Origin of the sequence: Arthrobacter globiformis, assembly GCF_030818015.1 — a bacterium.
GTDB classification, from domain to species: domain Bacteria; phylum Actinomycetota; class Actinomycetes; order Actinomycetales; family Micrococcaceae; genus Arthrobacter; species Arthrobacter globiformis_C.
The window spans coordinates 3,580,125-3,594,534 of record NZ_JAUSZX010000001.1; the positions used below are offsets into that span (position 1 = coordinate 3,580,125).

At 69.3% G+C, this 14,410-nt stretch carries 13 protein-coding genes; 3 read left to right on the plus strand and 10 right to left on the minus strand.

The features are described from left to right. Positions 1 to 10: 10 nt before the first annotated feature. Together QFZ23_RS16720 and QFZ23_RS16725 are read left to right on the plus strand one after the other, a co-directional pair. On the plus strand, positions 11 to 775 hold the full coding sequence (locus tag QFZ23_RS16720; RefSeq protein WP_306924577.1) for an amino acid ABC transporter permease: 765 nt from the start codon (positions 11 to 13) through the stop codon (positions 773 to 775). Next, positions 772 to 1,509 (plus strand): amino acid ABC transporter ATP-binding protein, encoded by a 738-nt coding sequence (locus tag QFZ23_RS16725; RefSeq protein ID WP_306924579.1) that lies wholly within the window; start codon positions 772 to 774, stop codon positions 1,507 to 1,509. Before QFZ23_RS16720 ends, QFZ23_RS16725 begins: the two co-directional genes overlap by 4 nt. 105 nt (positions 1,510 to 1,614) lie before the next feature. Here the strand turns inward: QFZ23_RS16725 and hemL are convergent, their stop codons facing one another. The 10 genes from hemL to hemE form a co-directional block, all read right to left on the minus strand. After that, entirely contained in the window at positions 1,615 to 2,946 is a 1,332-nt protein-coding gene (gene hemL / locus QFZ23_RS16730; protein WP_306924581.1) for a glutamate-1-semialdehyde 2,1-aminomutase, read from the minus strand. A 13-nt stretch (positions 2,947 to 2,959) separates the two neighbouring features. Beyond that, positions 2,960 to 4,060, minus strand: a complete 1,101-nt coding sequence (locus QFZ23_RS16735) for an LLM class flavin-dependent oxidoreductase (RefSeq protein WP_306924583.1) — start codon at positions 4,058 to 4,060, stop codon at positions 2,960 to 2,962. Further along, entirely contained in the window at positions 4,060 to 5,040 is a 981-nt protein-coding gene (gene hemB, locus QFZ23_RS16740) for a porphobilinogen synthase (protein WP_306924585.1), read from the minus strand. Before hemB ends, QFZ23_RS16735 begins: the two co-directional genes overlap by 1 nt. A gap of 42 nt (positions 5,041 to 5,082) precedes the next feature. After that, entirely contained in the window at positions 5,083 to 5,964 is an 882-nt protein-coding gene (locus tag QFZ23_RS16745) for a uroporphyrinogen-III synthase (protein WP_306924587.1), read from the minus strand. 17 nt (positions 5,965 to 5,981) lie between these two features. After that, positions 5,982 to 6,980 carry a hydroxymethylbilane synthase gene (gene hemC, locus QFZ23_RS16750; protein ID WP_306924588.1) on the minus strand — a complete coding sequence of 333 codons (999 nt, stop codon included), beginning with the start codon at positions 6,978 to 6,980 and terminating at the stop codon, positions 5,982 to 5,984. Continuing rightward, positions 6,977 to 8,212: a ferrochelatase gene (locus tag QFZ23_RS16755; RefSeq protein WP_306924590.1), complete on the minus strand. Its 1,236-nt coding sequence runs from the start codon at positions 8,210 to 8,212 to the stop codon at positions 6,977 to 6,979. Before QFZ23_RS16755 ends, hemC begins: the two co-directional genes overlap by 4 nt. Then, positions 8,209 to 8,910: a hydrogen peroxide-dependent heme synthase gene (gene hemQ, locus QFZ23_RS16760; RefSeq protein WP_306924592.1), complete on the minus strand. Its 702-nt coding sequence runs from the start codon at positions 8,908 to 8,910 to the stop codon at positions 8,209 to 8,211. Before hemQ ends, QFZ23_RS16755 begins: the two co-directional genes overlap by 4 nt. Positions 8,911 to 8,984: 74 nt before the next feature. Continuing rightward, positions 8,985 to 10,145: a hypothetical protein gene (locus QFZ23_RS16765; RefSeq protein WP_306924594.1), complete on the minus strand. Its 1,161-nt coding sequence runs from the start codon at positions 10,143 to 10,145 to the stop codon at positions 8,985 to 8,987. 113 nt (positions 10,146 to 10,258) lie between these two features. Beyond that, the gene (gene hemG / locus QFZ23_RS16770) at positions 10,259 to 11,743 is read right to left on the minus strand and encodes a protoporphyrinogen oxidase (protein ID WP_306924596.1); all 1,485 of its coding nucleotides are present in this window, start codon (positions 11,741 to 11,743) and stop codon (positions 10,259 to 10,261) included. Between the two features lie 5 nt (positions 11,744 to 11,748). Beyond that, the gene (hemE, locus tag QFZ23_RS16775; protein ID WP_306924598.1) at positions 11,749 to 12,843 is read right to left on the minus strand and encodes a uroporphyrinogen decarboxylase; all 1,095 of its coding nucleotides are present in this window, start codon (positions 12,841 to 12,843) and stop codon (positions 11,749 to 11,751) included. 159 nt (positions 12,844 to 13,002) lie between these two features. Here hemE and QFZ23_RS16780 point away from each other — a divergent pair, with 159 nt between their 5' ends. Further along, positions 13,003 to 14,370 carry a glutamyl-tRNA reductase gene (locus QFZ23_RS16780; RefSeq protein WP_306924599.1) on the plus strand — a complete coding sequence of 456 codons (1,368 nt, stop codon included), beginning with the start codon at positions 13,003 to 13,005 and terminating at the stop codon, positions 14,368 to 14,370. The last annotated feature ends 40 nt before the right edge of the window (positions 14,371 to 14,410 follow it).

The following is a 14,410-nucleotide window of genomic DNA, read 5'->3' on the forward strand; positions in this document are numbered from 1 at the left end:
CAGGCGCCACATGGATTATCTGAACAGGCTCGCCGAGACCTTCCTCGACTGGAAGGCCATCGCCGAAGTACTCCCGGCCATGTTCGCGGTCGGTCTGCCCAACACCCTCGTCCTCGCAATCGTCTCGGGCATCATCGGCTGCGTGGTCGGCATGGTGCTGGCCCTGATGGGCATCTCGCGCAATCCTGTGGCGCGGTGGGCCGCCCGGGTGTACACGGACGTGTTCCGTGGCCTCCCGGCGGTTCTCACCATCCTCGTCATCGGCCTCGGCTTCGGCCCGATCTTCCGCGAGGTGACAGGGGTCACCAGCCCCTACCCCATGGGCATCGCGGCGCTCTCGCTCATGTCCAGCGCCTACATCGGGGAGATCTTCCGTTCCGGCATCCAAAGCGTCGATAAGGGCCAGCTCGAGGCCGCCCGCGCCTTGGGCTTCGGCTACGGCCCCTCGCTGCGCATGGTCGTGGTGCCGCAGGGCATCCGCCGTGTGCTCCCGGCGCTGGTGAACCAGTTCATCGCGCTGATCAAGGAATCCTCGCTGGTCTTCACCCTGGGGCTCCTGGCCTCCGAACGGGAGCTGTTCCAGATCGGCCAGGACGCCGCCGCCCGAAGCGGCAACCTGTCCGGCTACGTGGCGGCCGCGGTGTTCTATCTGGCGATGACCGTTCCGCTGACGCACTTCGTCAACTGGATCGACGCGCGCCTGCGCACCGGCCGGCCGCAGAAGATGGAACCGGACGAGGCTGCAGCCGTCGTCGGGAAGGGAGCCCACTCATGAGCCAGTTCACCTCAGGCTCTCTCGAAGCGAAAAACGTCCATCTCGCCTTCGGGCACAACAAGGTCCTGCGCGGCATCGACCTGAGCGTCCCGGCCGGCACCACGGCGTCGGTAATCGGGCCGTCCGGCTCCGGGAAGTCGACCCTTCTGCGGGTGATGAACCGGCTGATCGAACCGGATGCCGGGGACATCCTCCTGGACGGCAAATCGGTCCTGAACGAGAACCCGGATGAGCTCCGGCGCAGGATCGGCATGGTTTTCCAGCAGTTCAACCTGTTCCCGCACAAGAGCGTGGGCGAGAACGTGGCGTTTGCCCTGCGCAAGCTGCGGAAGCTGCCCAAGGAGCAGGCGCGCGAAGAGGCCCTCGACCAGCTCGACCTCGTCGGGCTCAGGCACAAGGCCGACGTCCGCCCTGCCACCCTCTCCGGCGGCCAGCAGCAGCGCGTTGCCATCGCACGGGCCCTCGCCATGAAGCCGGAGGTCATGTTCTTCGACGAGGCCACCTCCGCCCTGGACCCGGAGCTGGTCAAGGGGGTCCTGGCCCTCATGGCGGACCTCGCGAAGGGCGGCATGACCATGGTGGTGGTTACCCACGAAATGGGCTTCTCGCGCAACGTCTCCGACACCGTAACCTTTATGGACGGCGGTGTGGTGGTGGAGTCGGGTCCGCCCGGCCAGGTGTTTGAAAACCCGCAGACCGAACGGCTGCAGGGTTTCCTCTCGGACGTCCTGTAGGCACACCGGAACACCGGACAGTAAAAAACTCTGGCACCCGCCGCGGCGGGTGCCAGAGTTTTTTACTGGAAAGAAAGTCCGACGCCGGGAGGCATCGACGGCGGTTTAGGCCTTCGCTGCGGCGGCCGCCTCCGCGGCGGCCGGCAGTGCCTCGAAGATCCGGTTCATGGCGGCGTCGTCGTGCGCCGCGGACAGGAACCAGGCCTCGAAGACGGACGGCGGCAGGTAGACGCCCGAATCCAGCATGGAGTGGAAGAAAGGCGCGTAGCGGAACGACTCCTGCTTCAGTGCGTCGGTGTAGTTGTGGACCCCCTGCTCGGACGTGCCGAAGGCCACCGAGAACAGGTTACCGGCGCGCTGGATGGAGTGATCCACGCCGGCCGCAGCCAGGGCGGCGGACAGGGCGGCGGACAGCTCCAGCGACCGGGCGTCCACAAACGAGTACACGTCTCGGGTGGCGTGCGTCAGGGTGGCCACACCGGCAGCCATGGCCACCGGGTTGCCGGACAGCGTGCCCGCCTGGTAGACGGGACCGAGCGGCGCGAGGTAGTCCATGACGTCGGCACGTCCGCCGAGGGCCGCCGCCGGCATGCCCCCGCCGATCACCTTGCCGAATGTCAGAAGGTCGGGGGTCCACTTCTCGGTGGCGTCGGCGGCGCCGCCGGTGAGGCCCCAGTAGCCCGAGTAGCCCGTGCGGAAGCCAGTCAGGACCTCGTCGACGATCAGCAGCGCGCCGTGGGCGGCAGTGATCCGTGAGAGGCCGGCATTGAAGCCTTCGCCGGGGGTGACCACGCCCATGTTGGCAGGCGCCGCCTCGGTGATGACGGCGGCGATGTTGGGCCCGTGCTCAGCGAAGGCTGCCTCAACGGCGCCGAGGTCGTTGTACGGCAGCACCAGGGTCTCGGCGGCGGTGGCGGCCGTGACGCCTGCGGAACCGGGCAGGGCAAGCGTGGCCACGCCGGAGCCGGCGGACGCGAGCAGCCCGTCGAGGTGCCCGTGGTAGCAGCCGGCAAACTTGATGACCAGGTTGCGGCCGGTGAAGCCCCGGGCGAGCCGGATCGCCGTCATGGTGGCTTCCGTTCCGGTTGAAACCATGCGCAGCCGTTCGACGGCGGACACGCGTTCCTTGACGATGGCCGCGAGGTTGGCCTCATCGGGGGTTGAGGCACCGAAGGAGAGGCCGCGGTCCACGGCGGCGTGCACGGCGTCGAGGACAGCCGGGTGGGCGTGCCCCAGCAGGGCCGGGCCCCAGGAGCAGACCAGGTCCACGTAGTCCTTGCCGTCGGCGTCCGTCAGGTAAGGGCCCTTGGCCGCGACCATGAAGCGGGGCGTGCCGCCGACGGAACCGAAGGCGCGGACGGGGGAGTTCACGCCGCCGGGCATCAGCTGGCGGGCTCGGTCGAAGAGTTCCTCGTTGCGAGGGGTGCTGGAAGTCATGGTTCCCATTCTTTCAGTCTGCGGGAGTGTCACCGGACAGGAGCTCGGCCACCCGCGGTGCCACCACGGTGCCGAAGAGTTCGATGCAGCGCATCATGGATTCGTGCGGCAGCGTGCCGTTGCCGTATTTCAGGTCGAAGCGGTCGACGCCGAGGTTCCGCTTGAGCAGCGCTATCTTCTGCGCCACCGTCTCAGGCGAGCCGACGTACAGGGCACCCTCGGGACCGCACATGGTGTCGAACTCACGGCGGTTTCCCGGGCCCCAGCCCCGCTCTGCGCCGATCCTGTTCCGCTGGGCAAGCCAGTGCGGAAACAGCTCCTCGCGGGCCGCCTCATCGGTTTCAGCTATGTGGCCGGGCGAGTGGGTGGCGATTTGCTGCATGGGCTGGCCGTACTTGGCCATCGCCTCGCGGTACAGGTCCACCAGCGGAGCGAACGCGCGGGGCTGGCCGCCGATGATGGCAAAGATGATCGGGTAGCCGTACTCGGCGCACCGCAGGACGGACTCCGGGGTGCCGCCGACGCCGATCCAGGCCGGCAGCAGGTGGTGCTCCAGCGGCGGATAGACGCTCAGCCCCGCCAGCGCGGGTCTGGTTCGGCCCTCCCAATGGACCGGCTTTTGCGCCCGCACCCTGTCGAAGAGCTCGAGCTTCTCCTCGAACAGCACCTCGTAGTCCGCCAGGTCCAGGCCGAACAGCGGAAAGGACTCGATGAACGAGCCGCGGCCCAGCATCACCTCGGCGCGGCCACCGGAGAGGGCGTCCACGGTGGAGAAGCGCTCGAACACGCGGATGGGGTCGTCCGAACTCAGGACGGTCACGGCCGAACCGAGCCGGATCCTGGCGGTCCTCGCCGCGGCGGCTGCCAGGAACACCTCGGGGGCGGACACGGCAAAGTCGCGGCGGTGGTGCTCCCCTACACCGAAGGCGTGAAGCCCGACGGCGTCGGCCAGGACCGCCTGGTCCAGCAGGTCCCGCAGCACTTGGGCATGAGGCTTCGGCTCGCCGGCACGGTCCAGGCCGACGTCCCCGAACGTGTTCAGGCCCAGCAGGATCTGTCCTGGACCCACCGGAGCGGTGGGTGCTGTGGTCTGGCCCGGGGCCGGCGCCGGCATCAGGATTCCTTGAGCCAGCCGGCGATTTCGCTGGCCCAGTACGTGAGGACCATGTTGGCCCCGGCGCGGCGGATGCCGAGGACTGATTCGGTGATCGCCGCCCGCCGGTCGATCCAGCCGTTGGCAGCGGCGGCCTCGATCATGGCGTACTCGCCGGAGATCTGGTAGGCCGCGACCGGCACGGGGCTCATCGCGGCGACGTCGGCGAGGATGTCGAGGTAGCTCATGGCCGGTTTGACCATCACCATGTCCGCACCCTCGGCAAGATCCAGTTCCACCTCCTGGATGGCCTCGCGGCGGTTGGCGGCATCCATCTGGTAGGTCCTGCGGTCGCCCTTCAGCTGCGAGTCCACCGCTTCCCGGAACGGGCCGTAGAACGCCGACGCGTACTTCGCGGCGTAGGCCACCACGGCGGTGTTAACGTGACCGGCGTCCTCCAGGGCCTGGCGGATCACGCCGATCTGTCCGTCCATCATTCCGGACGGGCCCAGCACGTGGGCGCCGGCGTCGGCCTGGGCCACCGCCATCTTCGCGTAGATCTCCAGCGTGGCGTCGTTGTCCACGTAGCCGTCGCTGTCGAGGATGCCGCAGTGGCCGTGGTCGGTGAATTCGTCCAGGCAGACGTCGCTCATCACCACGAGGCTGTCCCCCACCTCCGCCCGCACGTCGCGGATGGCCTTGTTGAGCACTCCGTCCGGGTCCAGCGACGCCGTGCCCTCCGCGTCCCGGCTCTCGGGAATACCGAACAGCATGATGCCGCCGACGCCCAGTTCCACGGCTTCGGCCGCCGCCCGCTTAAGCGTGTCGGTGGTGTGCTGCACGACGCCGGGCATGGAGGCGATCGGGTTGGGCTCCGAGAGCCCCTCGCGGATGAACGCGGGAAGGATCAGGTCTGCCGGGGCGAGCCGGTGCTCAGCCGTGAGCCTGCGCATGGCGGGGGTGGTGCGGAGCCGCCGGGGGCGGTGGTGCGGAAAGCTCATGTCCTGTCCTTCACTGTGGGCCTGCTGTTGATGAGTGGATGTTTAGGGGGCAAACGCCCGGATGACGGCCGCCACGAGCCCTTCGGGCGTGGCCTCCCGGGCCGTGGCCGCCACTGTGAGCCCCTGCGCTTCCGCCAAGGCCGCTGTTGCCGGGCCGATGGCCACGAGGCGGCAGGAGCCGAGAGGCGCCAGGGTGGCGCAGATGCGCCGCACCGCGCTGGGTGAGGCGGCGACGACGGCGGCCAGGACGCCGTCGTCGACCTCGGCTTTCGCTTCGGCGGGCGTCAGCAGCGGCAGCGCGGCGGCCGTGCCTTCGCTGTCGGGCTGGCCAAGGCCACTAAGAGTCCGGCCGAGGCGCCGCGCCGGCTCGGCCGGAAAGTCCACCGTGGAATAGGCCACCACAGTGCGGACCCGGGCACCCTTCGCCTCAAGTCCGCGGGCCAGCGCAGGGGCGGCGATATCGGCCTGCGGCAGCAGCACATCGGCGGGCCCGCCGGGCCACCCGTTGACGATCCCGGCGGCTGAATGTTCTTGCTCCGGCTCGAAGTGCACGGCAATTCCCGCAGCCTCAAGCGCCCTCCGGCTGGCGGGGCCAATGGCGGCAACCCGGGTTCCGGCCGGAAGCCAGTCGCCCAGTTTTACGGCGTGCTCTGCCGCCTTTTCCTGCAAGGCCAGGACGGTGGTGGCACTGCTGACCACGAGCCATTCAAAGCTGCCCGCGCCCAGCGCCGCGAAGGCGTCGTCGAACGCAGCCTGGTCCGGGGCGCGTTCGGCGGCCGTCAGCGGCAGCAGGAGGGGAACGGCACCGGCCAGCCGCAGTGCCTCCGCTAATGGTCCGGACCGCTCGGGGCTTCGCGTCACCAGGACGCGGGACCCTTCCAGCGGGCGCCCGCCAGCCCGGTTCTCCCCGCTCGTCGTTCCCATACGGTGGCCGGCTGCGGTCAGGAAGCCGTCAGGTCCGCGATGTCCGCAGCCCCCGCTGCCAGCAGGACCTCGGCCAGTTCGATTCCGAGCAGGGTGGCACCAACTTCGGTGAGTCCGTCCGTGGCCCGCTTGTCCCGCACCGAGGCGGTGCCGTCCACGGCGCAGACGACAGCTTCCAGGTGGAGCATGCTGCCCTTGCGGTACGCGTAGGCGCCCACGGGGGCGGCGCAGCCCGCCTCGAGCCGGGCAAGCAGTGCACGTTCGGCCGTGACCGCGAGCCGCGTGTCGGCGTCGTCAAGGGCGGCCAGCGCCTGGGCGAGCACGCCCTGCGACCCCTCGGTGGACCCGGCCCGGCGGGGCGCCTCAGCGGTGCGGCATTCGATGGCCAGCGAGCCCTGGCCAGCTGCCGGGAGCATGATGTCCGTCTCCAGGTATTCGGTGACGGTGTCCAGGCGGCCGATCCGTTCCAGTCCGGCTGCGGCGAGGATGACGGCGTCGAGGTCGCACGACTTCCCGGCAACCACGGCGTCGGTGGCGTTGCCCGGCAGGCCGGGCACCCGGCCCAGCCGCGTGTCGACGTTGCCGCGGATGTCCACGATGTCCAGGTCGGGGCGGACGGCGCGCAGCTGCGCGGCCCTGCGGGGCGAGCCGGTGCCGACGCGGGCGCCCTTGGGCAGGTCGGCCAGCTTGAGGCCGTCGCGGGCGCACAGGACGTCGCGGACGTCCACGCGGGGCGGGGTTGCGGCCAGCGTCAGGCCCGGGGCAGAACCCGTGGGCAGGTCCTTGAGGGAGTGGACAGCCACGTCGCACTCGTTCCGCAGCAGCGCGTCGCGCAGCGCGGCGACGAAGACGCCGGTGCCGCCCATCTGGGACAGCGAGCCGGTGAGGACGTCGCCGTCGGTCCTGACATGGACGAGTTCGACGTCGAACCCTCCGACGGCGGCCAGCCGGTCGGCTGTCTGCTGTGTCTGGGTCAGGGCGAGCTTGCTCGCCCTGGTGCCGATCCGTACTGTCACTTCGCGTCCCGCCCGGCGGCAGGGTAGGGGTCGTGCCCCTGGCCCACGGTGGTGTCGGCGCCGGCAATGGTGGGCTTTGCGCCGCGGAAGTTTTCGCAGCAGCCGGGACGGCATACGTCGTACCAGGGGCCGAGGCCGGTAACGGCCTGGCGGTCCGCGATGTTGTTGGCTACCGTCCGTTCGCAGATCAGGTCCACGAGTCCCTCGACAAAGCGGCGGTGCGTCCCCGGCGTGGGCACGCGCGTGGCGGCGAGGCCCAGGTCCTGGCAGGTCTGCAGCGCTTCGGTGTCGAGGTCCCAGACCACCTCCATGTGGTCGCTGACGAAGCCCAGGGGCACGATCACAATGCCCGCGACGCCCTGCTTGGCGAGGTCCTCGATGGCATCGTTGATGTCCGGCTCGAGCCACGGGATATGCGGAGCGCCGGACCGGGACTGGTAGACGAGGGACCACGGCGCGGACATGCCGGAATCGGCTTCCACGCGGCGCATGATCTCCGCGCCGTTGGCGAGATGCTGGGCCACGTAGGCGGAATCCTGCGCAAACTCGCGGGGTTCGTCCTCGGAGCGGCCGGCGGCCACAGCATCCCGGGTGGGGATGGAGTGGGTGGCGAAGAGAATATGGATGGGGGCGTCCGGCTTGCCGGCGGCGGCCAGTTGGGCGCGCACCTCGGCGACTCCCTCGGCGGTGCCCGCAATGAAGGGTTCCACGAAGCCGGGGTGGTCGAAGTACTGGCGGACCTTGTCCACTTCCAGCCTGCCATCGAGCCCGGTTTCGGTCAGGGCCATGCCGATGTCCTCGCGGTACTGGCGGCAGCTGGAGTAAGAGGAGTACGCGCTCGTGGTGAGCATGAGCAGGCGGCGGTGGCCGGCGTCGTACGCGTCCTGGAGCGTCTGCGGGATGTAGGGGTCCCAGTTGCGGTTGCCCCACAGCACGGGCAGGTCGATCCCCCGCGTTGCCAGCTCGGCTTCGAGGGCGGCCTTCAGTTCGCGGTTCTGCTGGTTGATCGGGCTGATGCCGCCGTTGGCGCGGTAGTGGTGGGACACCTCTTCCAGCCGCTCATCGGGGATCCCCCGGCCACGGGTGACGTTGCGGAGGAACGGAATCACGTCGTCCTGGCCTTCGGGGCCGCCGAAGGAGGCGAGGAGGATGCCGTCGTATTCCTTGGGGGCCATCCTGCCGGCCTCGGTGACAGGATTCGCGACGCCTTCCTGTGGGTCCAACGGACTCATGCGAGAACCTCGGCAATCTCGCCGGAGGTGATCCGCCGGCCGGTGTAGAACGGGATCTCCTCGCGGACGTGGTTACGTGCTTCGGTGGAACGCAGGTGGCGCATCAGGTCAACGAGGTCCACGAGCTCGGGCGCTTCCAGGCCGAGGATCCACTCCCAGTCCCCGAGGGCAAATGAGGAAACCGTGTTGGAAATGACCTGCGGGAAGTCGCGGCCGAGCAGGCCGTGGTCGCGCAGCATCTTGCCGCGCTCGTTCTCCGGGAGCAGGTACCACTCGTAGGAGCGGACGAACGGGTATACGCACAGCCATTCCGCCGGCTCCACGCCGCGGGAAAACGCCGGGGTGTGGTTCTTGGCGAACTCCGCCTCGCGGTGCACGCCCATGGCGGACCACACGAGTTCCGTCCCCGCGAAGAGCTTGCTGCGACGGATGTCGCGGATGGCCTGCTGCAGGGCCTCGGGCTTGGGGCCGTGGAGCCAGACCATGACGTCGGCGTCGGCGCGCATGGCGGATACGTCGTAGCTTCCGCGGTGGGTCACCCCTCCCTGGGCCAGGCGCGCCACCAGGGCGTCGAAATCCTCGGCAGCATCGGCGCTGCGGAGGACCTCGGCGGTACGCTTGAAAACGGTCCAGAGGGTGAAGAACTGCTCGGCTGAGTCTTCGGTTTTGGTGACAGATTCGGCAGGAGTGTGGCTCATGGTTACTATCCTGCCCCTTCCATGCGGCCTAAGTCGAAAAACTCAACTTCTACGTCGCGTAGAAGTGGCTAATTTCACAGCGACCGCCGGATCCGGACTGCCGCCACCCCCGCCGCCCCGGCAAGCGCCAGCAGCCCCGCTCCCCACCACACCTGCGGCTCAATGGTCCCGCTCCGCGAAACGCCCATGACGGCGCTCTCGGCCGGTCCGCGCGTGTAGGGCGAGCTGATCGTGGCCATGTTGTTGGGGCCTGCGAGCTGCGCCGAACCCCAGACTCCGCCGGCGACGCCCGCGGCCGAGCGTCCCCGAAGGCCTGATCCGCCTGACAGACCGGTGATGTCCTCGAACGGGCTGGCGTCCGCGGACGGGTTTTCGGCGGTCGCTGGGGAGCTATTGGCCGCGGCGCCCTGGGAGCTACCGGCGGCCGGCGCGGAGGATCCCGCGGTTCCGGACGCTGAGCCGGCCGGCGACTGGCCGGCAGGAGCCTGACCGGACGGGGAAGAGCCGCCGGTTCCTGCCGACGATCCCGACCAGCTGCCCGATTGTGACGGCGTGCCAGAGGGCTGTGTTTCGGAGGGCTGTGTTTCGGAGGGTGCAGGGGCAACCGGAGAGCCTGATGGCCTGGCCGGCCGGGAGGGCGATGCCGTTTCCGACGAGGGCGGCGCGGGCGACGGTGCCGGGCCGGTGTGACCAGGATCGGACGGCGACGGTGCCGGAGCGGGCTGCGTAGGGGTGGCCGAGGCGGTTATCGACGGCTCGGGCGTCGGGCTGGCTGTAAGCGTCACTGAGGGGACCGGGGCTGGGACCGGGACCAGTGGCGCAAGCGACGGCGGCAGTGACTCCGATGGCGAGGGCTCGGAGGGTTCGGCCGCCCTGCGGCCGTTCGATTTCCCTTCGTTCGACTTGCTGTCGCCCGATTTGCCGCTGTTGGACTTGCCGCTGTGCGGCGCGCCTTCGCCCCTGCCGTGGTTGGACAGCGCGGCCGCCGCCCAGGCTTCGAGGCCGGCGGCGTCGACGGTGGCATCCGGCCCTGTTCCGGCAGCGGTACCGCCCTGACCGGGGTCCGCGGGCAGGTCGGATGCGGGCAGCTCGGACGCGGCAGCGTTGGATGCAGGAACGCCTGCGGAGAAGACCAGTACCGCTCCGAACGCAGCTGCTGCCGTGCCGCGCCGAAGACCCCCATGGAAACCAGTCAGCGAACGAAAACCATCGGACTTCTGATTGACCATAGTCATCGACCCTAAACACATTTTCGCGCGAGGAAAAACTTGCGGGCGTGCCAGCAAGAAGGTATCGCGGGCGGCAGGGACACTGCCTCCCGGAAACCCCGGACACCTTCCCTGCCCCGCTATGCCAGGAAGGTGGCGAGCTGTTTTTTCGTGTCCGCCACCACTGCCGCCAGGCCGTTGCCGGCCAGCCAGCCGCCGACCATCAGCAGCCCGTCAATGCCGGCGCAGACCTGCCGGACGTCCGCAACCCGCTGCCGGTGCCCCACCGCGGCAAAGGGCAGTGCTCCGGCCCAGCTGACGACGTCCCAGTCCACCAGCACCTTGCGTGTGACGGGAACGGTCAGCAGTGCTGACGCATCCTGCAAAGCCATGTCAAGGAGCTCCTCGTCCGATGCCGCCTCCGGCCCCGGCACGGCCGTCGCCGAAGCGGCTGATGCTCCCTCGCTGCGTCCATAGGAAAGCCGCAGCACGTGCCTGCCGCGTCCGGCCGCTTCGGCCACCCAGTCCCATTTGCCGGTGGCGTGGGTGAGGGCCTTCGCCTCGATCCCCTCAGTTTGCGGCGCCACCAGGATTCCGGTGCCACGCGGGCGCCGGTCCAGTGCGGGGAGATCAACAACGAGTGTCACAAGCTTGACCACAGGTCCGGGGCCGGGTTCATGCGCGGCCAGGGCCGGGACCGCTTCCTTGAGCAGCCGTACTGCGGACGGGCCGTCCAGGGCGACCACCAATTTGTCGGCCTTGTAGCCGTCCTCCCCCGCTGTTATCTCCCAGCCATCCGGGGTCCGTGCAACGGCGGTCGCTGCCGTCCCCGGCAGCAGCTGCACGCCGCGTGCCCGGAGGTCCGCCACGAGCTCCGTGACGAGGGTGTGCATGCCGCCCCTCAGGCCGGCGACGGCGGAACCTGCCTTGGCCGGTTTACCTTGTGTTGACGCGCCAGGCGTTGCCGTGGCCTGGGTTCCGGTCCCCTTGCGGTGGGCGGCCACCGCCGCTGCCAGCGAGCCGTGCCGGGTAACGCCCGCACGCAACCCCGGGGCCACCATGTCGACGTCGAGCAGGCCCGGGTCAGCCGAATGCACGCCGCCCACCACGGGTTCCACCAGCCGTTCCAGGACGCGGCGCCCCATCCGGGCCCGCACCAGCGCGGAGACGCTAGAGACCTCGGCGGTGGTTCCCACGGAGGCGGGCAGCAGCTTGTCCAGCGAGGCGCGCAGGGAGCCACCGAGGCCAAGCGAGCGGCGAACCTCCGGGTCCCAGGGATTGGCCGGGATGCCCAGCACACCGGTCTTGGGAAGTTCGCGGGGCCCGCCCGGCAACTGCACCCAGGCGCCGCCGGGCCGCGGGGCAACGATGTGTCCGCCCAGCCCCAGTTCAGCAGCCAGGTCTGCCACGGCGGTGGAACGGGTGGCGAAGGACTCGGCCCCGCTGTCCAGGGTCAGCCCGGCCACGTCATGGCGGCCCACACAGCCGCCCCACGCGTCGGAAGCTTCCAGCACCGTGGTGGTGAGGCCTGCCCGTGCCAGTTCCCGGGCGGCCAGGAGCCCGGAGATGCCGCCGCCGACCACCAGCGCCGTGCGTCCGGCAGCCGGAGGACTGCCCGCAGCCAAGGCCTTTACTCCGGAGAGATGGAGTGGATGAGTTCGACGACGCGCGTCAGGACGTCCGGGTCCGTTTCCGGCGGCACGCCGTGGCCAAGGTTCAGCACATGGCCGGGGGCGGCAGCGCCCGATGCGATGACCTCGCGGACGTGCGCCTCAAGGACCTCCCACGGAGCGGACAGCAGTGCAGGATCGATGTTGCCCTGCAGCGGGACGGTGCCGCCCAGCCTGCGGTTGGCCTCGTCCAGCGGCAGCCGGTAGTCCACGCCGACGACGTCTACACCGACGTCGCGCATGGCCACGAGAAGCTCGGAGGTGCCCGTGCCGAAGTGGACCAGCGGCGCGCCAAGGTCACGGACGTGGTCCAGGGCGCGGGACGAGGCTGCGGCGACGAAGCGGGTGTAGTCGGCCAGGCCCAGGGATCCGGCCCAGGAGTCAAACAGCTGCCCGGCCGACGCGCCCGCCTCCAGTTGGGCACGCAGGAACAGGCCGGAGGCGTCGGCGGCCCAGTTGGCCAGCGCCGTCCACGTCCCGGGGTCGGCGTGCATCATCGTGCGCGGACCAAGGTGGTCGCGGGAGGGCCTGCCCTCCACCATGTACGCGGCCAGCGTGAAGGGTGCGCCGGCGAAGCCAATGAGCGGGGTCTTGCCGAGCTGATCCACCGTCAGCCGGACGGCTTCCCGGATGGGTTCCAGCGACTCCTCCGTGAGGCGGGGCAGGGCGGCGACGTCGGCGGCGGTCCGCACGGGCTTGTCCAGGACAGGACCCACACCGGGCACAATGTCCACGCCGACGCCGGCAAGCTTAAGCGGAATAACAATGTCGGAGAAGAAGATGCCCGCGTCCACGTCATGCCGGCGCACCGGCTGCAGGGTGATTTCCGAGGCAAGTTCGGGCCGGAGGCAGGAGTCCAGCATGGCGACGCCCTCGCGAACCTTCAGGTACTCCGGCAAGGAACGCCCCGCCTGGCGCATGAACCACACCGGGCGGCGGCTTGGCTTGCCGCCGCGGTACGCCGTGATGAGCGGAGAGTCTGCAGTGCGTCCGTCGCGAAGCGGATGGCCTGCGTCGAGTCCGGTACCGGCGGGTGTTACAGCGCTAGAAGTCATGCCTTTGATTGTGCCCAAAATCGCCCCCAAAAGATAACGACAGCCTGTCATCCCGCGGCAGTCGTATCCGGTCGTGGCAGGAATCACAGGCGTGGAAATCTCCTCATCCGGGCGAAAGGTTGTTCTACGCCGCCGCGAAAAAGCTATGATTGTCCTGCTGTGGTTCTTTTTTCATTGGTGGCTACACACGCCGACATCGACCTCGAAACCGTTGCTCAGCTGAGCAACGGTTCTTCTGGCATTGCCACGTCCGCCCTCGCCGGATCGCCGGCGGTCAAGGGCGCGGTTGTCCTTGCCACCTGCAACCGCTACGAAATCTACGGCGAGGCGCCCCATGCCGACGATGTGGAGGCCGCACGCGCCGCCCTCGTGGGCAAGATCAGCGAAACCAGCGGACTCAGCGAGCAACTCGTGTCCCGGTCGTTCAGCACGCACACCGGCCCCGACGTCAGCCAGCACCTCTTCGCCGTGAGCTCCGGACTCGATTCCGCAGTGGTTGGCGAGCGTGAAATCGCCGGGCAGGTGCGCCGGGCCCTGATCACCGCCCAGCAAGAGGGCACGGCCAGCGCCGGACTGGTCCGCCTGTTCCAGGCCGCTTCCAAGACCGCCAAAGACGTCGGCGCACAGACAGCACTCGGCTCCCGCGGCTTGTCCATCGTTTCGGTGGCACTCGACCTCGCCATCGACCTGTCTGAAGAGACCGACTGGTCGAAGAAGAAGGTCGTGGTGTTCGGCACCGGCGCCTACGCCGGCGCCACCATGGCCCTCCTCCGCGAACGCGGTTGCCACGACATCTCGGTGTTCTCGTCCTCAGGACGCGCGGCCACCTTCGTGGCCACCCGCGGCGGGACCGCCCTCGACGGCAACACCCTGCACGCCGCCGTCGCCGCCGCCGACGTCATGATCGGCTGCAGCGGCTCGGACACGAGGGTGGAAGCCGCCGAGCTCGCCCAGGTCCGCGCCGGGTCCGCCCAGCCGCTGATCGCCATCGACCTGGCGCTCACCCACGATTTTGATCCCGCCGTGGGAGAGCTCGACGGCGTGGAGCTGCTGACCCTCGAGTCCGTACGGCTCGCGGCACCCCAGGAGCAGGCGGAATCGCTCGCCCAGGCCAGCAGCATGGTTGCCGGCGCCGCCCAGGCCTTTGAGCAGGAGCGCGAAGCGCGGTCCGTGGACTCGGCCATCGTTGCCCTCCGCCGCCACACCATGAACGTGCTCGACGCTGAAATGGAAAAGGTGCGGGCACGCCACGGCTGTACCGCCGCTGCCGAAGAGGTGGAGTTCGCGCTGCGCCGCATGGTGAAGCAGCTGCTCCATGTCCCCACCGTCCGTGCCCGCGAGCTGGCGTCCAACGGCCAGCAGGACGACTACGTCGCAGCCCTGGAAACCCTGTACGGCATCACGGTTGAGCAGCCGGCCGCCGCGTCCAAGGCAGAGTGCCCCGTGGACCACAGTGGCCTCACGGCCAGCCCCCTGCAGGACGCCGTCAACCTGCAGGAAAACGGGGCACGCAGGAACTCCGCGTAGCCGGCATATGTCCTGACAAACAGGTCCCCACAAGCTTTCC

What these genes read in the sequence shown, in the direction of transcription:
- QFZ23_RS16765 (WP_306924594.1), bottom strand. Translation starts at nt 10,145, where the DNA reads ATGACTATGGTCAATCAGAAGTCCGATGGTTTTCGTTCGCTGACTGGT.
- QFZ23_RS16725 (WP_306924579.1), top strand. Translation starts at nt 772, where the DNA reads ATGAGCCAGTTCACCTCAGGCTCTCTCGAAGCGAAAAACGTCCATCTC.
- hemB (WP_306924585.1), bottom strand. Translation starts at nt 5,040, where the DNA reads ATGAGCTTTCCGCACCACCGCCCCCGGCGGCTCCGCACCACCCCCGCC.
- QFZ23_RS16720 (WP_306924577.1), top strand. Translation starts at nt 11, where the DNA reads ATGGATTATCTGAACAGGCTCGCCGAGACCTTCCTCGACTGGAAGGCC.
- QFZ23_RS16735 (WP_306924583.1), bottom strand. Translation starts at nt 4,060, where the DNA reads ATGCCGGCGCCGGCCCCGGGCCAGACCACAGCACCCACCGCTCCGGTG.
- QFZ23_RS16745 (WP_306924587.1), bottom strand. Translation starts at nt 5,964, where the DNA reads ATGGGAACGACGAGCGGGGAGAACCGGGCTGGCGGGCGCCCGCTGGAA.
- hemE (WP_306924598.1), bottom strand. Translation starts at nt 12,843, where the DNA reads ATGACTTCTAGCGCTGTAACACCCGCCGGTACCGGACTCGACGCAGGC.
- hemL (WP_306924581.1), bottom strand. Translation starts at nt 2,946, where the DNA reads ATGACTTCCAGCACCCCTCGCAACGAGGAACTCTTCGACCGAGCCCGC.
- QFZ23_RS16755 (WP_306924590.1), bottom strand. Translation starts at nt 8,212, where the DNA reads ATGAGTCCGTTGGACCCACAGGAAGGCGTCGCGAATCCTGTCACCGAG.
- hemQ (WP_306924592.1), bottom strand. Translation starts at nt 8,910, where the DNA reads ATGAGCCACACTCCTGCCGAATCTGTCACCAAAACCGAAGACTCAGCC.